Source organism: Algoriphagus aquimarinus (assembly GCF_007997215.1).
Classification (GTDB): Bacteria; Bacteroidota; Bacteroidia; order Cytophagales; family Cyclobacteriaceae; genus Algoriphagus; species Algoriphagus aquimarinus_A.
In genome coordinates this window covers 242,115-268,737 of record NZ_VORW01000001.1, presented here as the reverse complement: position 1 = coordinate 268,737, position 26,623 = coordinate 242,115, and the positions used below count along the sequence as shown (strand labels likewise).

Annotated in this window: 23 protein-coding genes; 13 read left to right on the top strand and 10 right to left on the bottom strand. The window is 41.4% G+C overall.

The features are described 5' to 3' along the window. Nucleotides 1-6 precede the first annotated feature (6 nt). The 4 genes from secDF to ESV85_RS01225 form a co-directional block, all read right to left on the bottom strand. On the bottom strand, nucleotides 7-2,979 hold the full coding sequence (gene secDF / locus ESV85_RS01240) for a protein translocase subunit SecDF (protein ID WP_146914417.1): 2,973 nt from the start codon (nucleotides 2,977-2,979) through the stop codon (nucleotides 7-9). Nucleotides 2,980-3,071: 92 nt separating this feature from the next. Further along, nucleotides 3,072-3,428, bottom strand: a complete 357-nt coding sequence (locus tag ESV85_RS01235) for a hypothetical protein (RefSeq protein WP_146914416.1) — start codon at nucleotides 3,426-3,428, stop codon at nucleotides 3,072-3,074. 124 nt (nucleotides 3,429-3,552) lie between these two features. Beyond that, complete coding sequence (locus ESV85_RS01230) at nucleotides 3,553-4,170, bottom strand: uridine kinase (RefSeq protein ID WP_146914415.1); 618 nt, start codon at nucleotides 4,168-4,170, stop codon at nucleotides 3,553-3,555. Nucleotides 4,171-4,208: 38 nt separating this feature from the next. Then, nucleotides 4,209-4,784: a non-canonical purine NTP diphosphatase gene (locus ESV85_RS01225; RefSeq protein ID WP_146914414.1), complete on the bottom strand. Its 576-nt coding sequence runs from the start codon at nucleotides 4,782-4,784 to the stop codon at nucleotides 4,209-4,211. A 159-nt stretch (nucleotides 4,785-4,943) separates the two neighbouring features. Between ESV85_RS01225 and ESV85_RS01220 the strand changes: the two genes are divergently transcribed. Next, nucleotides 4,944-5,507: a TIGR00730 family Rossman fold protein gene (locus ESV85_RS01220; protein WP_146914413.1), complete on the top strand. Its 564-nt coding sequence runs from the start codon at nucleotides 4,944-4,946 to the stop codon at nucleotides 5,505-5,507. 88 nt (nucleotides 5,508-5,595) lie between these two features. Here ESV85_RS01220 and ESV85_RS01215 read toward each other — a convergent pair whose 3' ends face one another. Further along, on the bottom strand, nucleotides 5,596-6,867 hold the full coding sequence (locus ESV85_RS01215) for an alpha/beta fold hydrolase (RefSeq protein WP_146914412.1): 1,272 nt from the start codon (nucleotides 6,865-6,867) through the stop codon (nucleotides 5,596-5,598). A 506-nt stretch (nucleotides 6,868-7,373) separates the two neighbouring features. Between ESV85_RS01215 and ESV85_RS01210 the strand changes: the two genes are divergently transcribed. The 6 genes from ESV85_RS01210 to ESV85_RS01185 all read left to right on the top strand — a co-directional run bounded on the left by ESV85_RS01210 (nucleotide 7,374) and on the right by ESV85_RS01185 (nucleotide 15,003). Further along, entirely contained in the window at nucleotides 7,374-8,540 is a 1,167-nt protein-coding gene (locus ESV85_RS01210) for a CynX/NimT family MFS transporter (RefSeq protein ID WP_146914411.1), read from the top strand. A 70-nt stretch (nucleotides 8,541-8,610) separates the two neighbouring features. Next, entirely contained in the window at nucleotides 8,611-9,213 is a 603-nt protein-coding gene (locus tag ESV85_RS01205) for a DUF2179 domain-containing protein (RefSeq protein ID WP_146914410.1), read from the top strand. Further along, nucleotides 9,214-9,924 carry a tRNA1(Val) (adenine(37)-N6)-methyltransferase gene (locus ESV85_RS01200; protein ID WP_146914409.1) on the top strand — a complete coding sequence of 237 codons (711 nt, stop codon included), beginning with the start codon at nucleotides 9,214-9,216 and terminating at the stop codon, nucleotides 9,922-9,924. Between the two features lie 159 nt (nucleotides 9,925-10,083). After that, complete coding sequence (locus ESV85_RS01195) at nucleotides 10,084-11,544, top strand: IPT/TIG domain-containing protein (protein ID WP_191321874.1); 1,461 nt, start codon at nucleotides 10,084-10,086, stop codon at nucleotides 11,542-11,544. 9 nt (nucleotides 11,545-11,553) lie between these two features. Beyond that, nucleotides 11,554-13,947 (top strand): carboxypeptidase-like regulatory domain-containing protein, encoded by a 2,394-nt coding sequence (locus tag ESV85_RS01190; protein WP_146914407.1) that lies wholly within the window; start codon nucleotides 11,554-11,556, stop codon nucleotides 13,945-13,947. 3 nt (nucleotides 13,948-13,950) lie between these two features. Next, nucleotides 13,951-15,003 (top strand): DUF4249 domain-containing protein, encoded by a 1,053-nt coding sequence (locus ESV85_RS01185; RefSeq protein ID WP_146914406.1) that lies wholly within the window; start codon nucleotides 13,951-13,953, stop codon nucleotides 15,001-15,003. A gap of 45 nt (nucleotides 15,004-15,048) precedes the next feature. Here the strand turns inward: ESV85_RS01185 and ESV85_RS01180 are convergent, their stop codons facing one another. After that, nucleotides 15,049-16,389, bottom strand: a complete 1,341-nt coding sequence (locus tag ESV85_RS01180) for a saccharopine dehydrogenase family protein (protein WP_146914405.1) — start codon at nucleotides 16,387-16,389, stop codon at nucleotides 15,049-15,051. 121 nt (nucleotides 16,390-16,510) lie between these two features. Between ESV85_RS01180 and ESV85_RS01175 the strand changes: the two genes are divergently transcribed. From ESV85_RS01175 to ESV85_RS01160, 4 genes are all read left to right on the top strand, one after another. After that, nucleotides 16,511-16,993 (top strand): cytidine deaminase, encoded by a 483-nt coding sequence (locus tag ESV85_RS01175; protein WP_146914404.1) that lies wholly within the window; start codon nucleotides 16,511-16,513, stop codon nucleotides 16,991-16,993. Between the two features lie 238 nt (nucleotides 16,994-17,231). Continuing rightward, nucleotides 17,232-17,879, top strand: coding sequence for an alpha/beta hydrolase (locus ESV85_RS01170; RefSeq protein WP_146914403.1), 648 nt, complete (start codon nucleotides 17,232-17,234; stop codon nucleotides 17,877-17,879). A 93-nt stretch (nucleotides 17,880-17,972) separates the two neighbouring features. Further along, nucleotides 17,973-18,410: a UPF0158 family protein gene (locus tag ESV85_RS01165; RefSeq protein WP_146914402.1), complete on the top strand. Its 438-nt coding sequence runs from the start codon at nucleotides 17,973-17,975 to the stop codon at nucleotides 18,408-18,410. A gap of 145 nt (nucleotides 18,411-18,555) precedes the next feature. Continuing rightward, nucleotides 18,556-19,062, top strand: a complete 507-nt coding sequence (locus ESV85_RS01160; protein ID WP_146914401.1) for a GNAT family N-acetyltransferase — start codon at nucleotides 18,556-18,558, stop codon at nucleotides 19,060-19,062. A 50-nt stretch (nucleotides 19,063-19,112) separates the two neighbouring features. Here ESV85_RS01160 and ESV85_RS01155 read toward each other — a convergent pair whose 3' ends face one another. Next, a complete protein-coding gene (locus ESV85_RS01155; RefSeq protein WP_146914400.1) occupies nucleotides 19,113-19,772 on the bottom strand; it encodes a bifunctional 4-hydroxy-2-oxoglutarate aldolase/2-dehydro-3-deoxy-phosphogluconate aldolase in 660 nt (219 codons plus the stop codon). An 8-nt stretch (nucleotides 19,773-19,780) separates the two neighbouring features. Continuing rightward, nucleotides 19,781-20,776: a sugar kinase gene (locus ESV85_RS01150; RefSeq protein ID WP_146914399.1), complete on the bottom strand. Its 996-nt coding sequence runs from the start codon at nucleotides 20,774-20,776 to the stop codon at nucleotides 19,781-19,783. Nucleotides 20,777-21,058: 282 nt separating this feature from the next. On the opposite strand from ESV85_RS01150, the gene carB reads away from it, so the two are divergent. Further along, the gene (gene carB, locus ESV85_RS01145) at nucleotides 21,059-23,878 is read left to right on the top strand and encodes a carbamoyl-phosphate synthase large subunit (RefSeq protein WP_146914398.1); all 2,820 of its coding nucleotides are present in this window, start codon (nucleotides 21,059-21,061) and stop codon (nucleotides 23,876-23,878) included. A gap of 25 nt (nucleotides 23,879-23,903) precedes the next feature. Then, nucleotides 23,904-24,161, top strand: a complete 258-nt coding sequence (locus tag ESV85_RS01140) for a DUF4834 family protein (protein ID WP_146914397.1) — start codon at nucleotides 23,904-23,906, stop codon at nucleotides 24,159-24,161. Between the two features lie 179 nt (nucleotides 24,162-24,340). Here ESV85_RS01140 and ESV85_RS01135 read toward each other — a convergent pair whose 3' ends face one another. Both ESV85_RS01135 and ESV85_RS01130 read right to left on the bottom strand, forming a co-directional pair. Beyond that, nucleotides 24,341-25,525, bottom strand: a complete 1,185-nt coding sequence (locus tag ESV85_RS01135; protein WP_146914396.1) for a class I SAM-dependent methyltransferase — start codon at nucleotides 25,523-25,525, stop codon at nucleotides 24,341-24,343. Continuing rightward, nucleotides 25,525-26,514 carry an aspartate-semialdehyde dehydrogenase gene (locus tag ESV85_RS01130; RefSeq protein WP_146914395.1) on the bottom strand — a complete coding sequence of 330 codons (990 nt, stop codon included), beginning with the start codon at nucleotides 26,512-26,514 and terminating at the stop codon, nucleotides 25,525-25,527. The genes ESV85_RS01135 and ESV85_RS01130 overlap by 1 nt, the downstream gene beginning before the upstream one ends. Nucleotides 26,515-26,623: the final 109 nt, after the last annotated feature.

Genomic DNA, 26,623 nt, shown 5'->3' with positions numbered 1-26,623 from the left:
AGCTATTTAAGCAAGCTTTTTGGCCTCTTTAGCTGCATGCTCATTATCAATTTCTCTTTTCATCAAATCCACTACAATCGGAGTAGCGATATAGATGGAAGAATAAGTACCTACCAATATACCGATGAATAGTGCGAATGAGAATCCTCTCAATACTTCACCACCAAATATTAATAGTACAATCACAACAATTAATGTAGTAAATGAAGTGATCAATGTACGACCTAAGGTCTGGTTGATGGCATCATTGAAGACTTTCACCAATTTGTTTGTACCTCTATTTTCGATATTCTCACGAATACGGTCAAACACAATCACGGTATCGTTAATCGAGTAACCGATCACGGTCAATACCGCTGCAATAAACACCTGGTCGATCTCAAACGTAGCTCCAAATGTACTTGCGATCGCAAAGGCGGCAATTACAAACAAGGTATCGTGAATCAAGGCAATAATAGCTGCCAAGGAGAACTGCCACTTGCGGAATCTCAATAAGATGTACAAGAAAATCGCAACCAATGCGACAATCATCGCTTCAGCCGAAGACGCTTTGATATCATCTGCTACCGTAGCCCCAACTTTAGAAGATCCAGTTATCGCGAATTGACCAGCGGCTAATGATACAGCATCTTCTGTAAATGCTAATCCAGTAACAGAAGCTATACCCTCTTTCACTTTGCTTTCCACTTCAAGATTCGAAGCAGCATCATCTTCATTTACCAAGTAAGAAGTAGTCACTTTCAGTACATTATTAGAACCATAAGTTTTCACTTCTACTGACCCTTCAAACTCGCTATCTAAACCTGATTTCAGATCAGAAGCAGCCATCGGCTCATCAAATGCTACGATGTATGAACGACCACCAGTAAAGTCAACGCCAAATTTCAATCCATTGACAGCAGCTATACCTAGACCAATTACAATAATTGAAGTAGAGACAATGTAAGCAATTTTACGCTTGCCTAAGAAATCAAGATTCATTGCGCCCAATGCATTTTTTGCAAAAGGAGTAGCGAAGCTAATTGAACTCTTATCTCCTTTTTTGCTCATCCATGATACAATCACTCGTGTGATAAATACGGAAGAGAAGAAAGATGAAGCAATACCAATCATCAATACGATTGCGAAGCCTTTTACAGGTCCTTGACCCAATGCAAACAAGATAGCACCTGTAAGGAAAGTAGTTACGTTAGAATCTAGAATTGCAGAGAATGCTTTGTCATAACCTGCACTGATTGCAGACATCAGGCCTACTCCATTTCGAAGTTCCTCTTTAATACGTTCGAAAATCAGCACGTTCGCATCAATGGACATACCTATCGTCAATACGATACCGGCGATACCTGGCAAAGTCAATGCCGTTCCTAGCTGTGCAAGGATGCCAAGGATGAAGAAGATGTTGAAAATCAATGCAGCGATAGCTATAAAACCACCTTTAGCATAGTATGCGATCATGAATAAAACCACAATAGCAAGACCTGCTACCATTGAAATCAAACCTTGATTTAATGCTTCTTTACCCAATGTTGGGCCGATGATGCTTTCTTCTACGATTTGAGTAGGAGCTGGAAGAGAACCTGATTTCAGGATGTTAGCCAAATCTTGCGCCTCCTGAAGAGAGAAGTTACCAGAGATTTCAGACTGTCCCGTTGGGATCTCGCCGTTTACTACTGGAGCAGTGTATACATAGTCATCCAAAACAACAGCGATTCTTCTACCGATATTTTCAGCAGTCAGTTTTCTCCATTTTCTAGCGCCATCAGCATTCATTTGCATGGATACTGCAGGTCTAGAAGTTTGATCTAGCACCTGACGGGCGTCTGTTACTACATCACCTTCTAAAGGTGCTTCGTCAGACCCTCTAACAACTTTGATTGCGAAAAGCTCCAATGTTTCAGTGCCATCTTCTGCAGCAAAAGGCTTCACACCCCATAGCAATTTGATGTCTCTTGGCAGCAAGGCTTTGTAATCCTCATTTTTCAAGATACGGTTGATCGCCATCGTGTCTCGTAGTTCGTAAGCCAAACCATAGTTAGGCTTAAGCAAGCTAAACAAAGGCGAAACGCTATTGTCACCAGCTTGAGTAGGATCTATCTCAGCAAGTTGCTTCTCAAGCGCATTTCTCAAAGAGTCTTCACCAGTAAGATTCTCTGTAGATACAGTGTCGGCAGCAGCAGTCTCCGAAGAAGCATTTGCAGCAACCCAAGCATTGTTTACTGCTTCTAGTGCTCCACCAATTTCATTAGATTCAGCCACTTCCCAGAACTGTAGCTTCGCCACACCCTGAAGGAGGTTTCTTACTCTCTCTTGGTTGTCTACTCCAGGTAATTCAATCTGAATACGACCAGAACCTTGAATTCTTTGAATGTTTGGCTGAGAAGTACCGAATCTATCAATACGAGTTCTTAGAATATTGAATGAACGCTCGATCGCATTTTCAATTTCATTATCAATGATCTCAAGAATTTCGGAATCAGAAGTTTCCAAAGAAATACGGCCTCTGTTTGCAGCTGTAGCGAATATGCTACTCAACTTTTTGCCAGAGCTATTTTTCTGAAAAGCAGCATAAAATAAATCTACATACTTAGAGGAAGAAGTTTTAGCCTCTTCACGAGCTTCTTCTACAGATGTGTTGAATGCAGCATCTTTTGGATTGCCAGCGAGTCCTTTTACAATTTCCACAGGGGAAACAGCCAAAGTAACATGCATACCGCCTTGAAGGTCAAGACCTAGTCCTAGTTCTGTTTCTTTTACCTCCTGGAAAGTAAAATCAGCACCTAAGAAGTTGTAAACCGGAGCTCTCCAGATAGAATCCAGATAGCTTTGTCTTTTTGAAAAATCCACATTGCCGGACGCGTCAGTCGCGTATTCCTGAGCTTCTTTCTGGATATTGTTTGATACAAATGTGAATGACAGATAGTACAGGCATAATGCTGTAACGACCACTGTCAAAAACACAATGACACCTTTGTTTTGCATGAGAAATTGAAATTATTAATTAATTATAAATACAGATTTGTGGCTTGCCTGAATATCAGGAAGCGGGATTTCACCAGAAAATAGAAGGAAACTTAGGGTCCTTTGGTGGATATGATTCGCTCAAAAAGTATTTGTACGAGCTGATTTGGCTGAACAACTGAAGTAGACTCTGTAATGAAAGTAGAACCTTCAAAACTTACTATATCATGAATAAGATAAAGAATGCTGTGCGCTACATTGACCACAAAGGGTACCACAGCATCTACAGCTACATTTAGATAAGTCTGATCTTGATCCGATGAATTTGGCTTTTCTTGTTGCTCTACTTTAGCAGAGTCTCCATTTTCAGGGATATATTCTACACTTGAAATAAACAAACATAATAGCAAGGCAAGCATCACCGTGAGGCGTTGCTGGAATAAGTTGCTATTTCTATTAGTTGCTTTCATGAGGCGCAAATATAGCCAATTATTTAAAATGAGTGTTTCTCATTCGGGAATTTCTGTTTATAGACAGTGTATTCAGAACAATAATTTGGAAATCAATCAGTTAGAAAAATTAATGTATTGCTATTCAGGTTGTTTTAGCTCGAAGATAGGTACGAATGACCTCTAACGCTTTGTCGAAATTGTGATTATTCGGCACGATCAGGTCCGCATCATTCATAAAAGGCTTGATGTATTTCTCGTAAGTAGGCATCACATGCTGCTCGTAACGATACAGTACATCATCCAAATCATACCCACGTTCTACTTTGTCGCGGATGATCCTTCGTTTTAATTTGATATGGTCTTTCGCATCGATAAAAATCTTTAAATCTAGCAGGCTAGCCAACTCAGGATAATAAAGAACGAAAATACCCTCCACCACTACCACTGGGGCAGAATTGAAAGTCAGCATTTTAGGTGTTTTAGCAGAGTTGTTGAAAGTGTATTCTTCTCGCTGCACCGTTTCTCCAGCTTGGATTTTGCGGATATCAGAAGCATATCCTTCGAAGTCTATACTCTCAGGCCTGTCAAAATTATGTACCCCGTGATCATCGATCGGCTGCAATTCTCTTGGCTTGTAATAGTTGTCCTGAGAAATCAAACAAACCTCACCGTCTTCAAAAGAACTCAGCAATCGTTCTAAAAAAAGTGTTTTACCTGAAGCAGAGCCCCCTGTAATGCCGACGATGAATGGTTTTTGCATGGGGCAAAGTTAAACTGATTTTCTTTTTTTATACAGAATTATATATGGCTAAGAAAAGCAATAAGCTCACTCACGGCTTTTCCTCGATGAGAGATAGCGTTCTTTTCGGCCATGGTCAGCTCCGCAAAAGACTGCGTGTATCCTTTCGGAGAAAAGACTGGATCATATCCAAAACCTCCATTTCCAGTACGTGTTTTCAATATTTCTCCCTCAGCAATTCCCTCAAATTTATATTCATCATCTCCCACCAAAAGCGCGATGACTGTTTTAAAGCGAGCCGTTCGGATAGAAGAATTTTCTATGTTTTTGAGCAGGAGATCGATGTTTCGCTCATCACTTCGCGGCTCACCGGCATATCTGCCGGAGTACACTCCAGGTTCTCCCTCTAGGGCATCTACTTCCAGCCCAGTATCATCAGCAAAGCAATCGACTCCAAAATGTTCTTTTACATACTTTGCCTTCTGAAAAGCATTATGCTCCAGCGTGTCACCCGTTTCCGGAAGCTCAGCAGAGCAACCAATATCTTTCAGAGACACAATTTCGAAACTATCGCCAAGCGCAGCTTTTACTTCTTCGATTTTCTTGGGGTTGTTGGTAGCAAAGCAAATTTTCATAACTCAAAAATAGGGGTTAAAGATTCTTGGCAACATTTCATTTGATAAAAACTTAAGTCAATTCAAGTCTTTCTCATTAAGCTTTTGTAAAACCTCCCTATTCCCTGTGCATTAAAAAGGGAATCCCGTAATTTTGGATTTTACTTTTGTTTCAAGCTCATGAAGAAAATCACTATTTATTGCGGTTCCCGAAAAGGAGACAGTACAGTCTATGAGGCAAGTGCCAGAGCTCTGGCACAGGAAATGATCAAACGTGACCAGTCGCTGGTTTATGGGGCTGGAAGAGTAGGCTTGATGGGAGTGATTGCGGATGAAATGCTAGCAGCAGGCAAGGAAGTTCTGGGTATCATTCCTCAAAAATTGGTTGACAGAGAAGTGGCGCACCGTGGCTGCACAGAATTGATCATCGTAGAGACAATGCGTGACCGAAAGTGGCTGATGGCAGAGCGTGGAGATGCATTTATAGCTATGCCAGGTGGTATTGGCACGTTGGAAGAACTTTTTGAAATCATGACTCTCAATCAACTGCACTATATTCAAAAGCCGCTGGCTCTTTATAATGTGAATGGTTATTACGACAAATTGATTGACTTTTTGGACCATGCTATGAAGGAAGGTTTTATGTATCCTGAGCAGCAAGAATTATTAATTGTCTCTGATGATCCTGTAGATCTGCTGGATCAGATTGATGCCTATGAAGCCAAAAGACCTTCGGATTGGTAATTCATGCATGATGTGTCGAGCTTTTAACAGTTCAACGGTTTTATGGTAGGTATGAATCCTATATGCCTTATCATTTAATCCTCCAAACCTACTTTCCCTTCTCAGTGAGCATTTCTTCTCCTTTGGTGAGATTCTTTTTGAAAAGTTCCAAATCACTATGCTGAGGTTGAGCGCCTAGCTCCACTGCTTTTTTGTAGAGCGGAACAGCTTCTTCGACTTTTCCCAGAGCCATCAAGCCATCGCCCATAGAATCGTAAGCATTTGCGGAGTTTGGATGGTTTTCTAGGTTGTTTTTGAAGAGAACCAACGCATGTTCGAACTTATCAAATCGCATTAGATTGTATGCTTGCATGTTGATCTCATACTCATTCAGAAGCGATGCAGGAATGTAAGTTTGCATGTCAGATACATACCTACCAAACTCTTCTATACTGAGGGTTTGTGTAGCCTTTATGATTTTTGTCATCGGATCGGCATAGAGCACTTGACGAATTGACTGGGCGATTTGTGTAGGCTCTTGCATAGGCAGGTAATTCATTGATCCAGAAGACAAAAGCAAGGAATATTCAGGATTCTCAAGGCTGTACTGATCGAAGAAATCTACCTTATTCGAAATTAGAAAGCCTTTTATTTCCTTGTAATGGGCCGTTTGCTGTCCAAATATGGTTTGGATATTATTTTTTCTTCCAATGATTACCTGAGATGCTACTTCAGGCACAGCTTGGGATGACCAATTCAATTGATTTGTGGCTAGCAAAGTCAAAAATAGGTCACTCTCCGGCTTAGCTCCTGGGGATCTTCTGGACATACTTAAACGCTGAAAAGCTAGGTATTCAGAGACTAAGAGCTCGCCGTCTAAGTTTTGACTGTTAAGTGATTCACGTAGTTTGTCTGGGTTGTCAGTGTCCATTACGGGATCCACATACACCATTCCCTCAACTTCATTTGGATGTGCTGCCGCAAATTCCCTAATCAAAAGATTTCCCCAGTTGTTGCCCACCAAAACATAAGGTGGCTCAATATTCATTTTTTTTAAAAGAGATTCTAGCTCCTTCACTCTAACATCCAAAGTAGGAGTTCCTTCCGAAATCGAAGACTTTCCTAAACCAGGTCGATCATACGCTAACACAGGAGAAAACTCAGCTACCTGATCAAACAGGTTGTCCCAAACTGCTAGACTTTCACTGTTTCCAGCTTCCAAAATAACTATAGGCTGATGGGATTTTCGCTTGGTTAAATCAGAAGTTTTGGTGTTCACTTGCTTTCCCGCTACTGAAATGAGCTGAGTAGTAGATTGAGCATTTACTTCTGGAGAAAGGGAAAAAGCAGCAAGTGCCCCAAGAATGATCAACTTTTTCATGTGTTTATAATTTGATTTCAATGGTCACATGGAATCTCGCAAGCAGGATAATCATCCCTGTGTTTGTTGCTTCCGTACTCGATTTCATATCAGGAATGATTTTGTGAACTAAAATCTAATCACTTTTAATTTCTAATGAAACACTGAAGGACAGGTATTTATAAAAATTAACAATGTTTTAATTGAAAGGCATAACAGTCATTGTGAAATATTCCTGTTTACATCTCAGCCGATTTCAAAATTTCAGGCATTGTAATCAGTATCGCATAAAAGCATAAGTTATATTGAGATAGTTCTTTGTTCTGATTGCGGTAGCTACAAATTTACTTAAAGCAATACCTAGCTGAAACGAGGTGGATCTGGGCGGGAATTAACCATGGATACTTCTAAATTGATACTTTCTATACCGAGCCTGAATTCTGGAACTTAAATCTTCAACTTTTAATTATTCTAGCTCTCCCAGCATAAGCCATCGATGTTATTTCATTAATTTTTGCAACTCAGTCTTGACTAAATCTCTTCCTTCTCAATCCATTCTTATCACCGGAATCCTTTTGATTTCGATCAACCTTCGAACTTCCATTGCTTCAGTGGGGCCACTGATTCCATTTATCAGAGAGGATTTGGGATTGTCCAATGGACTCGCGGGATTTCTTACCACACTTCCTTTGCTGACTTTTGCCACCTTTTCTCTTTTTGCGCCAGCGATTGGAAAGCGTCTGGGAATGGGCAGAGCGATATTTCTGGGGATTTCGATACTTACGCTTGGTGTGATTCTGCGGGTTTTGGGAGGAATAGAACTGTTGTTTCTGGGAACAGCTCTGACTGGGATAGGAATTGTAATTGCTAATGTGCTTTTGATTCCTTTGATCAAATTCAGATTACCCGAAAAGCTAGGTTTGATGACGGCTTTATTGGCGACCATGATGTCGCTCTTTGCGGCTATTGCGGTAGGAGTGAGTGTGCCATTGGCTGTAGACTGGAACTGGGGATGGAGAGGCTCACTTGCATTTTGGGCGCTGTTCATGGTGATCGCGCTGGTTGTGTGGATTCCTCAGATTCGCAGACCAAAAGCCAGTTTGCAGCAGGTGACTGATCCTGCTAAAAATGTATGGAAATCCAAACTGGCCTGGCAGATCACCATATTCATGGGTTCGCAGTCGGTGATGTATTTTACCCTGATTACCTGGCTTCCGGATATGTTAATTTCCAGAGGTTGGACTCCTGCTCAGGCAGGTTTAGTGTCTTCTCTCATGCAGGTTGTTTCTCTTTTTGGGTCGTATTTTGCGCCTAATTTTCTGATCAAACTCAAGGAGCAAACTTGGGTCGTTCTGGCTGTAGGAATAGCCTATGTGTTTGGCTATTTGGCTCTGTTTATAGATAATGAATTGATCACCTATGTAGCACTAGCTGTGGTTGGTTTTTGTATGGGATCTAGCTTAAGTATTGCCTATACGCTGATAGCCTTGCGAACAGCTGAGGATCATACTACGGCTAAACTATCGGCCATGGTGCAGTCTTCAGGGTATTATTTGGCGGCTTTGGGCCCCTTACTTTTTGGGGTATCGCTGGATCTTTTTGACAATTGGAACATCCTGATATTCTTCCTTTTATTCTTTGCTTTGGTATTTACATTCTTTGGAATGTCGGCAGGTAGAGATCGTAAAATCTAATTCCAAATATTATTTCGCTCTCTTGGGAATAGGGTGTAGTTTTGCGGGTTCAATCTGAATACCAAATCTCATGCAAGAATTCTTTCAAACCTTCGGAATTTCTGAACAACTATTCGATTATCTGATCATGCCCTTGCTTATTTTCTGTGCAAGAGTGGGAGATGTGTCCATCAATACGCTTCGGATTATGTTTATGATGAATGGGAAAAAGAATATTGCTCCTGTTCTTGGCTTTTTTGAGGCCTTGATTTGGTTGCTTGCAATTGGGCAAATTTTTCAAAATATAGATAATCCTATGTCCTATGTAGCCTATGCTGGTGGATTTGGTATGGGTACTTATGTGGGGATGTACTTTGAGGAGAAATTGGCTTTTGGTAGAGTGTTGGTTCGTGTAATCACGCCACAGCCACTTCCGGAATTGATTGAGTACATGAAAGCCCGTGACTTCCGCTTTACTAATGTCGGTGGAGAAGGACGTTTTGGTAAGGTGAATTTGCTTTTTACCGTGATGAAAAGAGATAGTCTCAAGGAGTTTATCGCCAAAGTGAAAAGCATAGATGAGAAAGCATTCTATACTATTGAGAGTGTGAAGCGGGTATCGGAGGATGATGTAAACGTGATGGATGATAAGCCTCGGTTTAACATGAGCTTCTTCAGTAAAGCCCGTACTTAAATGGCCAATTCCTGGTTCCAGTTTCAGCAGTTCCGAGTTAATCAAGATCGCTGTGCGATGAAAATCAGCACAGATGCAGTGATGCTTGGAACTTTGGCTGCGTCTATTTCTACGGGAGAAATTTTAGATGTTGGAACTGGTACTGGAGTCATTGCCTTGATGCTTGCTCAGCGTTTTCCTGAAGCTAAAGTTCAAGCGGTTGAGATAGATTCGGACGCTGCTTTTCAGGCTTTGGAGAATTTTCGTTCCAATACCTTTTCGGATCGTATGGAAATTTGGAAGGGAAGATTTCAGGACTTCGAACCTCAGCAGAACTATGATCTGATTGTCAGCAATCCGCCCTATTTTCCTGATCACTTGAAATCATCCGATGTGCAGCGTAACATGGCTTTGCACACAGACGAACTTTCCTTTGATGATTTATTGGGAAAAGTGATTCAGCATTTAAAAGATGATGGGAAGTTTTGGATTATTCTTCCGCCAAGGCAAATGCAGGATTTTCAGAAAGAAGCGGAGAAGCATGGATTGTTTCTTAGCATCAAATTCACGCTGCAAGACAAACCCGGAAAACGAATACAAAGAGAGATTTGTGCTTTTTCCAGAAATCAGAATGAGGTAGAAACTTCAGCTATTTTCATCAAAAACGAAGATGGAACTCCTCATGAAAGCTATTGCAAACTCGTCAGAGGATTTCTTTTAGATTTTAACTAGTCTGGTTACTTATATCTCTTATTTCAATCATATTTTGTTTGAATTAGAAATTCTTGGGTGTTTTTTATGCTGTTAACCAGATTTTTTAGTAAAAAAAATAGACCTCGTTGTTTGAGAACAAATTTTTCTATTTTTGACCCAATCTGTCACCCGATGTTTATGCAAAAATATTTTTTACTGTGTGCTATTTCACTTTCATTTTTGATGTGCTCCTGCAGCAGTGATGATTCCGGAACCACTATTATAGTCACAGAGGAGGTCCTTTTCACAAGTGGAGAGCAGGCTCGAATACTAGGTAGATTAATCACCAATCAACCAATCAATGCTTCAGATCATGGGTTCTACATTGGGGAGGAGGAGAGTTTTTCTCAGCCTACCATTATTTCATTGGGTGAAAAGAAACGCCCTGGGAAATTTGTTGGTGAAGTAAGCGAGCTAAAAAGTGGTCAAAGTTACTATGTGAAGTCATTCGTCCAGACAGGTGATGGCATATTATTCGGTAATGTGCTCCCTCTTAATACCCTAAGTGCAGGACTGGAGAGTTACAGCCCAAGTTTTGGTTCTCCGGGAATGGAAATACTGATTATTGGAAGAAATTTCAACAAAGATACCCGTGTGTTTTTTGGTCAGGTAGAGGCTACTGTCACTGAAATCTTATTTGAATCCAGGCTAAAAGTTGTTGTTCCAGCTATTGGAGATTCGGATAAAGTGACTATCAAAATCACCACCCAAGATCAAGAATTAACGTTCTCTTCACCGTTTGAATATCAAACAGGAGATTATACCTTGATTGGAAAATTTCCGGATGAGGTCAGGATTTATGATAACGTTTCTTTTCAAAATTCTGCCGGATTCTACGTTGGCTTAGGCTCAGTGAATAGAACTCGGTTCTACGAATTCTTGCAACGGTACAATCCCAGTACCGAAACTTGGGATAAAATCAGCTTTCCGGGAAGTCCTAGATCCTTTGCATTTGCCACTGAAAATTACCTAGGAGGGGGAATTGATGTATTGAGCAGAGAGCCTTTTTCTATCACTAGAAGTTTTTGGAAAATCACGACAACTGGTTTCCAGCAACTAGCGGATTTACCTTTTGACAGCAGGGAGTCGCTGGCTTTTGAGATAAAAAGTGAGTTGTATGTGATGGGTGGAAAGGAAGGTGATGGCCTGAGCATTCGAAAGTATAACCCCGCCACAGCATCCTGGACAGTCATCGGTACAAGTCCGGAATCTTTCACATCTGAAAATGCTATTTTTATTTATGAAAACAATGCCTACATCGTCAGCAAGGAAGGTGTGCTGTGGAGATTTGATCCAATGGAGCTTTCTTGGGACACTATTTCTACCTATCCCGGCTCGATAGGGCAAGGGTATGGCATTGCAAAAGTGGTTGGTTCCAAGGTGTATGTAGGTCTCTACAGACGAGCTAGTGATTTCTGGGAGCTTGATCTGGAGACTTTTTCCTGGACTTCCAAAAATTCAGTTCCTGGTGTTTCCCAAAGTATTACGGTCGCTAGTTTTGTCAAGGACGATCAGATTTACGTCATGAGAGCTCCGGATATTACTTTACCTGGCAATTACCCACTGGAACTGTATCGCTTTAATCCTTCTGGATTTTAATCAGGATCTATGAAAAAACTTTTACTTATTTTATTTCTGCTTTCTACTCAGGCTTCATTTGGTCAGACCACTCAGAGAGAAGTGATCGGGAGGGATATCGGACAGATCAAAGGGCTGAAGATCTTGGTGAGAATTACAGATGAAATCACTGGAGATCCTTTGATTGGAGCTACAGCTACTGTCCCAGAATTGGCTATCAACAAGGTGACAGATACGAACGGAACCATCGAACTGATTTTGGATAGGGCAGAGTACAATCTGCAATTCCGCTATGTGGGCTACCAGACGATAGATTTTCCTATCACTGCGGTCGGAGACGGCAGGATTGCAATCAGAATGATTCAGGAGGATTTCCAGCTGGATGATGTGGTGATTTTCGGTAGAGATCCGGAGAAAAACATTCGCTCTACAGATATGGGAGTGGTCACTCTAAGTATGAATACGATTAAGGAATTGCCTCCTTTTCTAGGTGAAGTGGATATCATCCGATCCTTGGCTACACTTCCTGGTGTAAGTCAAGTCGGTGAAGCTGCTGCTGGATTGAACGTACGAGGTGGTACTCCAGATCAAAATTTGGTGCAATTCGCCGGAGCTCCGATTTATAATCCTACGCACCTTTTTGGACTTTTCACAGCATTCAATGCTGATATTGTGAATGATGTCACGCTTTACAAATCCTTTATCCCGTCCAAATATGGCGGTCGTGGATCTTCCATTTTAGACATTTTACCCAAAGCAGGAAGTATTTCTAACTGGGGTGGAGATCTGATGGTTGGGACTACTTCTGGCAAACTTTCAATCAACGGTCCAATTCTAAAAGATAAGATTTCAGTTTTAGGTGGGATTCGAGGCTCTTATATTAACTGGTTTTTGAAGGCGTTAAAAAACCCAGATCTGAAGAATTCACGAGCGAACTTCAACGATGCCAATCTGATCATAAGCGCCCCTATCTCAGATGAGAATGAGCTTACTTACAGCTTCTACCGTAGCTACGATGATTTTGCATTTGCCTCAGATACCACAGTTTCTTGGACCAACACCAGCCAATCCTTACAGTGGAAGAGTCAGTTTACTGAAAAACTGGCTATGAATGTGCTGGGATATTTTACTCAGTATGATTATGAAATTTTTAACCAGTCTGGCTTTAATGATTTTGAATTGAAATCTAACATTAGAGATCTGGGCGCAAAGCTTAACTTCAGTTATGACTTTTCTCCTAAGAACAGAGTAAATGTCGGAGGGGATTTTAAGCGTCTGGAAATTCAACCAGGTGAACTTACTCCTTCAGGTGATGAGCAGGATATTTTACCGAAAAAAGTCCAGAATGAACAAGGGATTGAATCAGGACTTTTCTTTCAACATGAATTTGAGCTTGGGGAAAGTTTCGGGATTACCTATGGACTGCGCTACGACATGTTTCAATATTTGGGGCCAAGGATAGTGCAGCAATACGACGAGAACAAACCTCTTTCTGAAGGAACAGCTACAGGGGAAGTAGCCTATACTGACGGTGAAAAGATCACCAATTATAATGGCTTGGGACCACGGGTTTCCATGCGATATTCTCTTTCTAAAAGCAGTTCTATCAAGGCTGGATATAATCGTATGTATCAGTTTATCCATCTGATTTCAAATACTGCAACTATAGCACCTACCGATGTGTGGAAACTGAGTGATAATTTCATTGAGCCGCAGATAGTGGATCAATATTCCCTGGGATTATATAAAAATCTGAAAGGGAACATCTTCGAAACTTCCCTGGAGGTTTATTACAAAGGTATTCAGAATGTGGTGGAATATAAAGACGGAGTGAACCTGATTTTGCAGGATCATTTGGAAACTGAGCTGGTGCCTGCTGAGGGTAGAACTTACGGTGTGGAGGTATATGTCAAGAAAAATCTAGGTAGAATGACCGGCTGGGTTGCCTATACTTATTCGAGGAGTTTGCGTCGGGTGATCACTCCTTTTGAGGAAAATACAATCAATGATGGCGAATGGTATTCTTCCAACTACGATAAACCGCATGAAGTGACTGTCATCGGAAATTATAAGATTAGAAACAATATTTCTCTTTCCGCTACTTTTGGATTTAGCACAGGAAGGCCGGTGACCTATCCAGTAGCCAAATTTGATTATTCAGGAATTTCGCTTGCCTATTTTGATCGGAGAAATGAGCTGCGGTTACCGAATTTTCATCGGTTAGATTTGGCTCTTAATTTCAAGCTAAATGGTACAGGGAGGTTTTTTGAAGGGGATTGGACCTTCTCTGTGCTCAATGTATATGGAAGAAAGAATGCCTTTTCTTTATTCTTCGTGGATGAGCAAGGATCGCCTCCACAAGCCAATCAATTATCAATTTTGGGTGTTCCGCTACCTAGTTTGAGTTACGCTATTAAATTCTAGATGATGCAGAAAAGATTACTCTATCTATTACTACTGATCAGCTTTGGCTGTGTGCAACCTTATGAGGTTGAGCTGGAGGAAGGTCCACAGATTCTGACTGTGGATGGGACGATCACGAGTGGAGCCGGTCCACATCGAATTTTCCTTTCCAAATCTGCCACTTATGGAAGCATTTTTGAAGGCTTGGTGAGGCCTGTATCAGGCGCCACGGTGATTGCTAGGGATGAGTTGGGCAATATGGTCTTCTTTTCTGAAAAAAGCGAAAACAGGGGGGAATATCAAGCACCGGATAGTTTTTTCGCAGTTATTGGTCGCTCTTATACTTTGCAAATCCAGCTTTCCGATGGCAAGGTGTATACTTCTTTTCCAGAAAAAGTAACACAGCCACCCGCGATCAAAAAACTGAGCTATAAATCCGTAACTACTCCGGTGGAGGGAGAAATCAATAATGCCTCTGGTGTGCAATTGATTGTAGATATAGATGATCCAGGCGAGGAGAATAATTTCTATTACTGGAGAAACGCACAGGCTACTTATGTATTGGAGACCAGGCCGGATCTCTTTGTAAATAAAGAGACCAGAGATCCAGCACCTAAGGATTGTTGCTCAATTTGTTATACCTCTGAGCTTGTAGGAAATCAGTCGATTTTCATTGCTACGGATGATAATTTCAATGGCTTGAGCACGAAAATTCCTGTAGCTTATATTCCTGACGATGGAGTCAGATTCATACAAACGTATCGGATTGACTTGCGCCAATTAAGCATCAGCTCAGAGGCATACCGATTTCTCCGTCTGGTAAAGCAGCAATCTGAGACAAGTGGTTCTATCTTTGATCCGCCCCCGGCCAGTATCCGGGGAAATATGATTAGTTTGGATGATCCTAATGAGGTGGTCTTAGGTTATTTTATTGCTGCAGGGGAGACTTCCCGTCGTGTGTATATCAAGGGCGCAGAACTGGATTTTAGACAAAATCGTGGGATTATTCCGGATGATTGCAGAGAAGTCTATGATTCAGTAGTTAATCCTCCTGCAGATTGGAACCCAGAAGAGTAGTGGAAGGGTGAAATAAGTCAGCTTGGATAGGGTTGTTTGAAAAACTCAGGTTGGGCTATATAGCTCCCCCTCTTCCCGGAAGCGAATTCCATGACTTTTCAGCGCATCTAAAACTGGATTGTAAATTTCTGGGATTACCGGAACGTGGAGGCCCTTTAAATTGATTTTTCCATCTAGAAATAGATCAACAGCAATTGCCATCGGAAGTCCCACCGTCTTCGCCATCGCTGTATAGGTAGCGTCTTCCCCAAAGCAAACTAAGCTTGATCGGACTTCTTTGATGCCTTCTGGAGTTTTGATTTCAAAAAGATGCTGCATCACGATCATGTCCTTGTCTTCTGGGTAAAGCTTCCAGTTTTTCTCTAGAATAGCTTGAAGAATAGATGCCGGAGAGCCGCTTGTTTTTGGTAATAAATCATTCCCGAAAAAGCCCAGCCACTGGATTTTCTCCCAAGTAGGGAAATCAAAATCAGCGATCAAGTTACCCAGTTTTTCTTCTACAGAAAGGGCTGGGTCGTAAGGCAAAAATGAATTGAGAAACTGTCTCAGCGTCGTGCTTTTAGGCAGATTCATCTGGAAAGAATCATCACACATTCCCAGCTGGACGAATACATTCCAGGCTTTGCAGTATCCATCTCTTCTTAGGGTTCCGCGTAGCATGGTGCTGATATTTTCCAATCCATACACTTTTCTATAGCTGAGCGAATCCCGATTGGGATAGCCATCAAAATCTCCCAATCCCGGGAATTGGATTGTCTCGAGTCGGTTGAAAAGCTGATGGTAAGGGACAAACTTAAAATCGCCATTTTCTATGTAGCGTGAAGTGCCCTGACCTGCAAGCACCACATTTCGGGGATTCCAGGTGAACTTGTATTTCCAGGGATTGTCCTCTGATTCAGGTGCGAGAAGGCCCCCACAATAGGATTTGAAAGAGATGATTTCTTCACCGTTTGACTTCGCCCGATTGATGATTTGCATGGCAGACATGTGATCGATTCCAGGATCTAAGCCACATTCGTTGAGAAAAAATAATCCCTTTGCTTCGATTCCTGATCTCATTTCACGCATTTCCTCCGACTCGTAGGAAGCAGAGAAAAAGTGCTTTCCGAATTCCAGGCAATCTTTAGCCACCAGCGGATGCATAAAAGCAGGAAGCATGGAAATCACCAGATCGGTTTCTTTAATAAGCGCCTGCCGGGCAGCTACATCTTCAATGTCTAGCTGACGAGCTTCGGTATTTGGTTGATTTTTAAGCTTTTCTTGAGCGGAAGCCAGATTGATGTCCGCCAAAATCAATTTGCGGGATTTGGTTTGACAGCTTTTTGCCAGGAAATCTAGTAGAAATATGGCCGATTTTCCGCCGCCTAAAATCAGAATTGTATGCATGTTATGTGGAGTTACTCGGACTAAAATGGAGATTATATTTTAGGGTAAAAAATTATGGTGAGAATATTAAAAGGAACAATTCCCTACCTTAATCGTTAGGAAAACTCCAATTTAACCAACGATGAGCAAGAAAATAAAAATTGAAGCTGAGTTTGAAGAACTGGCTTGGGAGGAACTGACAATAGAAGAGCAGCAGCTGATGATGCGGGCGAGAAAAGTGTCTGAAAGCGCCTATGCGCCCTATTCTGACTTTCATGTGGGTGCTGCTGTGCGACTTGAGTCAGGAGAAATCCTGCAGTCCAGCAATCAGGAAAATGTGAGTTTTCCAGTAGGAGTTTGTGCAGAACGGTTGGTTCTTGGCTATGCCGGAGCCAATTTCCCAGATCTCGCAGTGAAGGAAATCGCAATTGTAGCGAGAAGAAAAGGCGAGGAAATTTGGGCTGGAGTTTCGCCTTGTGGGCTTTGTCGACAGACGATCAACGAAATGGAAATGCGATTTAATCGACCAATTTCTATTCTGATTCAAAATCCTGATGGAAGCGTATTCCGATTCCAAGGAATTCAGACACTTTTGCCTTTTAAATTTGACGATCTGAACGCTTAATATTCTGTTAGTTTCTTGATGGAGTATCTAGGCTTTTTTATAATTGACGTTTGTCACATTGAGCGAAGTCGAAATGTTGTTTTATTCTATTTAACTGGCCTTCGATTTCGAGACTCTCGTCTCTCAAGTGCTCAGGCTGACATCGGAAAGTCTTTTTAGAAAGGTTAAAAGCCGAAATCTAATTTCATTTATTGATACCAAGAATTTAAGTATAACCTACCTGACAAAATATAGAGTTTTGAAGAAAAGTATCAATTTTCAGTATCAAGCGCAGTATTCCGTCTCACATGAGCCTACTTTTCAAGAGAAAGAAATCTGGCTGGTGCTGCATGGATATGGTCAGTTAGCGGAGTTTTTTATCCGTAAGTTTCAAGGTTTCGATTCTTCCGATCGGCTTTTTATAGCTCCAGAAGCAACGAATTACGGCTATCTTACTGGGTTTTCGGGAAGAGTAGGATCGAATTGGATGACCAAGCATGAGCGGGAAACAGCCATACAAAACAACCATAATTACCTAGATCTGTTGATGGAGAATTTACTTTCACAGTATCAGGATATGCCAAAAATCAATCTGCTGGGATTCTCTCAGGGAGCGGCTACTGCCACACGTTGGGCAAGTAGATGGACGGGAGAAGTGGATCAATTGATCCTGTGGGCAGGAGGATTTGCGCAGGACATGGCTTTAGAAGATGCTCGGGAGAAATTTTCGCAAACAAAACTTTCCTTGGTTTTGGGGGATCAGGATGAATTTGTAACTCCGGAAAGTATTGAAATACAGCAGGATTTGATCAAAAACCTTGGGAAAGAAGTGAAAAAGCTGACTTTTCGGGGTAGACATGAAATTGATAGTGAAATGCTTTCAATAATTCTTGATTCAAGTGATTAAATCCAACTATATTGGCGCTTCAATTGCTTTATTAAACTAGAATTTGATCAGAATTCGACTTTCACTATTTTCTGAAAATTTTGTAAACCATCAATGCTTTCGCTTACTGAAAAGGAGATAGACCTTATCTCAACCCAATTACTCAAAGGAATGATCTGTTTCTATCAGATCGACAAGAAAAGAATTCATCAGATGCCGGATGATGAGGATTATTATAATTATGATCTGACAGAGGCAGAAGAAGATGTTTTGGATGAAATCGAAGAAAGCCCGGACAATTATGCCGAGTTTACTCAAATGGAGCCTGCTCAAGAACATCAGATGATGCAGGATTTTATTGACCGGAGGGTCAAAGAAAAAAATCTAGCTGATGATTTGGTTAGTTCGCTGACCAAGCCAAAAGCAAATACTGCCTTTAAGTTTTTGATCGAAGATTCCAAATACAAAAAGGATTGGACAGAATTCCGCAAGGAAAAATACTACGACTGGATCAAGGAGCAAGTTGATAGTTTCAACTATTCCGAAGGTTAAGACATTCATAGCCGTTCAATTTTGGGCGGCTATTTTTTTTGTTTTACCACAAAGCTCGCGGTTGTCCTGCTTCTCCAGAAGCTGGACTTGGTTTTTTTAGTGCTCCTAAGATTAAGTTTCCACCATTATTTCCTATTTTAAATGGATGCAAAAGTCTCCTGATTTTTTAATACGAAATACACTTGAGCCAGGTGATCTTGGGCAGGTGGCGGCTTTGCATGGCAAAGTCTATTCAGAAGAGCATGATTTTGGGATTGGATTTGAAGCTTATGTGATGGAAAGCTTGCTGGAATTCTATCGGGCTTACAATTTGAAAAAAGACAAAGTTTGGGTAGTAGAGAGCGAAGGGAAAATGGTGGGCTTTGTTTTACTCATGCATAGGCCTGCAAACCGCGCGCAGTTGAGGTATTTTATCTTGGCGAAAGAATTTCGTGGATTTGGAATCGGAAGCAGATTGATGAAGGAATGGATGGATTTCTATCATGATCGTAACTATGATGCAGCCTATTTGTATACTACTTCAGGATTAGAAGCTGCCGTTAGTTTGTATGAAAAGATGGGCTTCCGCAAGATCAGTGAGATGAAATCAAAAAATTATGGAGTGCCCATGCTAGAGCAGTATTATGAGTTAGTCACTCACCCAAAAAAGTAGAATTTGTAAGTGGTAAGAAGTGTTCTGTGACTACTTACCACTTACAATTCTTACCGAATGCTCTTAATCACTTGCAGCGTTTCTGCGATTTTATTTTGCAAGAGATCGTATTGCTGATTCTTGATCCAGTCTTTTTTGAATAGCTGAGAGCCCATTCCCACGCAATACACACCAGCATCAAACCATTCTTTCAGGTTTTCTACCGTAGGTTCTACACCTCCTGTTGGCATGATGTGAAGCTCAGGATATACAGACTTAGCAGCAGCTACAAATGCTGATCCTACCACATTTCCTGGAAAAGCTTTGACCAGTGTAGCTCCGAGTTTTTTCGCTTGAAATATCTCAGACATCGTAGCGCAACCTGGAACGTAAAAAATTTCTTTTGAATTGCAGAACACGGCTAGCTCTGGGATCAAAGCTGGCGAAACAATAAAATCCGCACCAGCGTCGATGAAGTCTGAAGCAACATCCGTGGTGAAAATAGTACCTATACCCATCACTAGATCTGAGTATTTGCCAGCATAATCATATAACTCTTTGAAAACCTCCAGAGAATTTGTCGCTCGATTAGTGAATTCAAAAACTCGAATTCCCGCTTTGTATGAGGCGTCAAGTACGCCTTTTGCCACTTCTATATCTACATGGTTGAAAACAGGGATCATCCCCGTGTCACTCATGGCTTGTAGCATTTCACTGTTTGAAAATCGCATACTTATTTTTATCGTAAAAGTTTACCTACATTTTTTCCTTCCACCAGCTGATTTACTTCGTCAATGGAGACGAAGTTTGCATCTCCTGGTATAGAATGCTTCAGTACTGATGCCGCAATGGCAAAGTCTAGCGCATTTTGATCATCCAAATGGAGTAAGCCATAAATCAGCCCAGCCATATAAGCATCTCCACCGCCGATTCTATCTACGATATGAGTCATTTCGTAGGTTTTGGATTCTAGTAGAGATTCTACATTCCAAAGTACTCCGTTTAGCTCATTTTCAGACGCGCTGATAGAATCACGATGTGTGGTCGAAACATATTTTAAAGATGGACACATGGATTTTGCCTTTTCACAAGCTTGCAAATAGTCCGTTTCTGTGATTCCCATACAGTTTTCGAAGTCTGTAAGCCCAGCTATGATGAGATGAGATGGTTTGATCAGTTCAGGCATAATGTCCATCGGACCTTTGCCGTATTGCCATAGATTTCTTCTATAATTGATGTCAGCACTGATTTTCACACCTAGCCTTGAAGCAGCTTGCACTGCAGCTTTGCAGAGATCTGCAGCCGATTGGGAAATGGCAGGCGTAATTCCTGTCCAGTGAAACCAATCTGCTCCTTCGAATATCTTTTCCCAATTAAAATCTTTGACGTTGACCTGAGCAAAAGCAGAATCAAAGCGGTCGTATATGATTTTTGACGAGCGTTGCATTGCACCATTTTCTACAAAGTAAACACCCATTCTTCCTTCGTTAAATCGAATAAAAGAAGTGTCCACTCCCGAGAATCTCAATGTGTTTACAGCTGCTTTTCCAATTTCATGGTCTGGAAATGAAGTGACATGCGCCGCTGATAGTCCCCAAAAAGCAAGAGAAACAGCCACATTTGCCTCTGCACCGCCATAATTGACTTCGTAAGATTGTGTGTTTATAAAGCGGTCATGCCCAGGTGTGGATAGGCGTAGCATGATTTCTCCAAGTGTGATTATTCTTTTGTTCATCAATAGAATGGTTTACTAAGTTGATTATTTTGGGAAAATAGGAAGGCTAATAATATTTTATGCGTTCTTGATGATTCGACAATAATAAACGTGAATTATTGGTTTGCCAATTGTTGGTGTTCAATTTTTTGCGTTTTTCGAAACAAATTCAGGTTATTATTACACAGTGTTTAGTAAGCTTTTTGGATTTCTTTACCGTTTTACCATGCCCCTTCGGATTATTTTTTTAATTTTGCCCCAATTTGGACTTAAGCAAAACTTTCTCTTCAATCTCCCTCTCTAATGCCTAAAGATAGCAGTATCAAGCACGTTCTCATCATTGGTTCAGGTCCCATCGTTATTGGTCAAGCTTGCGAATTTGATTACGCAGGTTCCCAAGCATCCAGGTCTCTTCGTGAAGAAGGCATCATTGTGACGCTGATCAATTCCAATCCTGCAACGATCATGACCGATCCGGTCACGGCAGATAATGTGTATTTGCTCCCTTTGGAAAAGAAATCCATCGTACAAATTCTTAAAGATCACCCCGATATTGATGCAGTTCTCCCAACTATGGGCGGACAGACTGCATTGAATCTCGCCATTGATTGCGATAAAGGTGGTGTCTGGGACAAGTACGGAGTAAAAATGATCGGTGTAGACATCGAGGCCATCGATACAGCCGAGAATCGTGAAAAATTCAAAGCGCTGATGGAAAAAATCGGCGTGGGCGTATGTAAAGGCGCTACGGCCACTTCTTTCCTCCAAGGAAATGAAATAGCACAAGAAATTGGTTTCCCACTCATCATCAGAGCATCTTATACTTTAGGTGGTGCTGGCGGTGCATTCGTGGAAACTGCAGCAGAATTTGAAAAAGCACTTTCCGATGGACTTCAAGCTTCTCCAGTTCACGAAGTATTGATCGAGCAGAGTATCATTGGCTGGAAAGAATACGAGCTGGAAGTGATGCGTGATAATATCGGCAACATGATCGTGATCTGTTCTATCGAGAACTTTGATCCTATGGGCGTTCACACAGGTGATTCCATCACTGTGGCACCAGCGATGACTTTGCCGGATACGACGTATCAACGCATGAGAAACTTCGCGATCACGATGATGAATAGCATCGGGAATTTTGCCGGAGGCTGTAACGTACAGTTCTCAGTAAGCCCTGATAACTCTGAAATCATCGGTATCGAGATCAACCCACGAGTATCCCGCTCTTCAGCATTGGCATCAAAGGCAACTGGTTACCCAATTGCAAAAGTAGCGGCCAAACTTGCGATAGGATATAACTTGGATGAGTTGAAAAACTCCATTACTGGCACAACCTCTGCATTTTTTGAGCCTACGATTGATTATGTAATCGTAAAGGTTCCTCGTTGGAACTTTGATAAATTCAAAGGAGCTGACAGAAGACTTGGTCTATCCATGAAGTCGGTAGGTGAGGTGATGGGTATAGGCCGCAACTTCCAGGAAGCGCTTCAGAAAGCCTGTCAGTCACTTGAGATCAAGAGAAATGGTCTTGGTGCAGACGGAAAGGAACTGCGTAACCAAGAAGAAATATTGTATTCCTTAGCTAATCCTAGCTGGAATAGACTTTTCCATATCTATGATGCATTCAAACTCGGAATTTCTTTCAGAACTATCCAAGATTTGACCAAGATCGATAAGTGGTTCTTGAAGCAAATTGAGGAGTTGATTCATCTGGAAAGAGAAATAGAGAAATTTAAACTTGCTACAATTCCTGTTGAATTGATGGATCTGGCTAAGCGTAAAGGCTATGCTGACCGTCAAATCGCACACTTGCTAGATTGCTTAGAAAGCGAAGTCTTCGACAAGCGCTACAAGGAAATGGGAATCAAGCGAGTGTATAAATTGGTAGATACCTGTGCAGCAGAATTTGAGGCGAAAACACCCTATTATTACTCTTCTTTTGGCTCAGAAAATGAGTCAGTAAGATCTGATCGTAAAAAAGTAGTGGTACTTGGATCAGGTCCAAACCGAGTAGGTCAAGGAATCGAGTTTGATTATTCCTGTGTTCATGGAGTGTTGGCAGCCAAAGAGTGTGGCTACGAGACCATCATGATCAACTGTAACCCTGAAACAGTTTCTACAGACTTTGATATTGCAGACAAGTTATATTTCGAGCCGGTATTCTGGGAGCATATCTACGAGATCATCCTTCACGAGCAGCCTGAGGGCGTAATTGTTCAGTTGGGTGGTCAGACTGCCTTGAAACTTGCTGAGAAGCTGGAGAAGTACGGAATCAAGATTATTGGAACAAGCTACGAAGCACTGGATCTGGCAGAAGATAGAGGAAGATTCTCTTCTCTTTTGAAAGACCTGGATGTTCCTTATCCTGAGTTTGGTACAATTCACAATACAGACGAAGCGCTAGAGCTATGTAAGACTATTGGTTTCCCGCTTTTGGTTCGTCCTAGCTACGTGTTAGGTGGTCAAGGCATGAAGATCGTGATTAACGAGAAAGAGCTTGAAGAGCATGTTGTGGATGTCTTGAGAGATATTCCTAACAATGAGATCTTGCTCGATCACTTTCTTGAAGGTGCTATCGAAGCAGAAGCGGATGCGATCTGTGATGGTGAGAATGTGTATATCATCGGCATCATGCAGCACATAGAGCCTGCGGGAATTCACTCTGGCGATTCTTATGCTGTGCTTCCTCCATATAATTTGGGAGACTTGGTGATTCGCCAGATTGAAATTTTCACTGAGAAAATTGCCCTAGCTTTGAGAACTGTAGGTTTGATCAATATTCAGTTTGCGATCAAAAATGACAAGGTTTACATCATCGAAGCAAACCCAAGAGCTTCTCGTACGGTGCCATTTATTTGCAAAGCTTACAGAGAACCTTATGTAAACTATGCCGTAAAGGTGATGTTAGGAGAGAAAAAAGTGACTGATTTTGAATTCAAGCCTTACAAAAAGGGTTATGCTATCAAGGAACCAGTTTTCTCTTTCCATAAATTCCCGAAAGTAAATAAGGAATTGGGTCCTGAAATGAAGTCTACCGGTGAGTCGATCTACTTTATAGATGATCTGATGGATGATTATTTCTTGAAAATCTACGCAGAGAGAAATCTGTATTTGAGTAGATAAGAAACTAAAAAAACGACAAAGTATTGTGTGGAAATTTCTCGTAATAGTTCTCGGAGTTGGTTGGCTGCTTGGCCAACTAATCCGATATTTTCTTAGAAGCAAATTGGCAAAATTTGCTAGGCATGTGAATGATATTGCAAAAGAAGAGCAACGCGCTCAGCGCCATGCTTCTGCTTCAAAAGATGAGATCATTGTAGATTATGCCCCTCAGAACCAAAAGGAAAAACGAGCGAACAATATCAAAGGCGGAGAATACGTCGATTATGAAGAAGTGAAGGAGTAATCCTTCACTTTTTTTTATTTTTCTTTTACCGCAAAGGTCACAGAGGTTACACTGAGAGCACAGTTTTAATAGTTGTCCTGCTTCTCCAGAAGCTGGACTTTTTTCGGACTTTAGTATATATATATTGACACTATTCAGGATTTTTAATCCCGAATCCAATCTCAGGATTTTAATTCTAGCTAAGCCAGACTACACCAAAAAACCTTAAATCCGCTTTGGGTTTTGGTTCCAATCAAAAAGTCATCTCCACCGTCTTTTACGCTTAGTTTTTTCTTCAGTGCTTCTGAGCCTGTTGCATAATTACGTGTGATCACATTCACTTTTCCACCAGGAAATAGCTTTTTGATTTCAGCTTTTTTGGGCTGCACTTCCTGAATTACTTTAAAAACTCTTGCTGGCAGATCATTCTGAACTTCAGATGAAGTGTACAAATGACTATTTGGGTCCAGTTTGCTCAATCCAAAGCGCTCTCCAAAAGTCTTAAATGCTCCAGCTTTCAATATTCCTGAAAAAGGCTCAACCAAGTAGTTGTCCACTTCTCCAATTATAGAATTGATGCTCTCTTCCTCGCTTGGCTCAAATGAAAAACTGGTTTCTTTCGCTCCTAAATCAATAGCTGCTATGCTCAAAGGAGATTCGATTCCTCGTTTGCTCCAATATAAAAGCAATTCTTTCACTTCATTCTTTACAGAGATCACCTGCACTTTCTGGATGTCTGGAATCTCAGTAAGCGCCTGAGAGATATCGAGCATAGGAGATACTTTCAGTAAGATCGAATCCGCCTTACTTTTCATCATTTCCCAAGAACTGACCACATCGGGTTCACAATCCTGAAGTTTGTATAGCTTCTGATTGCCTTTTCCCCTACGTGCAGGATCAGCATAGATTAGGTCAAAGTGCTTATCCGTCTGCTCAAGAAATTCTAAGCCGTCACCTTTTACAATGTCGAATTTCTCAGGTGCCAACACTTCTAAATTATGCTCTGCTATTTCAGCTAATTCCTCCTGCTGTTCGCAGTAAATGGCTTTCTCAAAATGGTTGCTCAGAAAATAACTGTCAACCCCAAAACCACCAGTGAGGTCTATCATGAGTTTGCCTTTTCTGTCTCTAGCCTTGAATTCTGCTGTTTGCTCAGATGAACTTTGCTCCAAAGAAATGGATGCTGGAAAAATCACTTGAGGATTGGATGCCCAAGAAGGGAGTTTCTTGGCTGTTTTTTGTCGTGCAGAGATTTGTTGCACAGCAGCTTTTAGATCGAAATCAGTTTTCCCCTGATATCTAAAAAGCAAAAGTGCAGGATCTTCCGTAAGATGATCCTGCACAAATTGTTGGAAGTCGGCCCGATGATAGTGGGTCAAATCCATTAAATCAAACCGTTTGCCAACGCGTATTCAGCGATTTGCACGGCATTGGTTGCAGCTCCTTTTCTAAGGTTGTCAGCTACAATCCACATATTAAGCGTATTTGCTTGAGACTCATCTCTTCTCAAGCGACCTACGAATACCTCGTCTTTTTTATGAGCAGTGATAGGCATAGGGTAGATGTTGTTTGCTGGGTCGTCCTGCACGATCACGCCAGGAGCAGCCGCAAGTAGCTCACGCACTTCTGCCAAGTCAAAGTCTTCTTTGAATTCTACGTTTACTGATTCAGAGTGGCCGCCCATAGTTGGGATTCTCACTGTGGTCGCAGTTACTTGGATTGTATCGTCGCTGAAGATTTTTTTAGTCTCCTTTATCATTTTCATCTCCTCCTTCGTGTAGCCGTTTTCTTGGAACACATCGATGTGAGGAAGTACGTTCATGTCAATTTTGTGAGGATAGACCATTTCAGCCTTTTTACCAGCACGCTCAGCCATCATCTGTTCTACTGCTGCTACGCCAGTACCAGTCACAGACTGATAAGTGGACACTACTACTCTTTTGATGCCGTAGCGCTCACGTAAAGGGGCTAGAGCCAGTACCATTTGAATGGTAGAGCAATTTGGGTTGGCGATGATCTTATCTTCTTTAGTAAGTTCTTTGGCGTTGATTTCTGGAACGATCAGTTTTTTGGTCGGATCCATTCTCCAAGCTGAAGAATTATCGATTACTATAGTGCCTACTTCAGCGAATTTTGGAGCCCATTCCGTAGAAGTGCCTCCGCCTGCAGAAAATATAGCTACTTCTGGTTTTAATGAAACAGCTTCTGCAAGTCCGATGACAGTGTAAGGTTTACCCTTATAGTCAATCTGTTTACCTACAGACCGCTCGCTGGCGACTAATAGAAGTTCGTCAAAAGGGAAGTTGTGCTCTGCTAGCACCTCTAGGATTTCTGAGCCTACCAAGCCGGTAGCTCCTACCACTGCTAATTTCATCAGATATTCAGATATAAAGTAGTTGTTGAAAATTTTTGAAGCACAAAAGTAAGGGCTATAGATTCATTATCAGGCCTGTCGTTCAAATATTTTAGCCAAAACTGTAGAA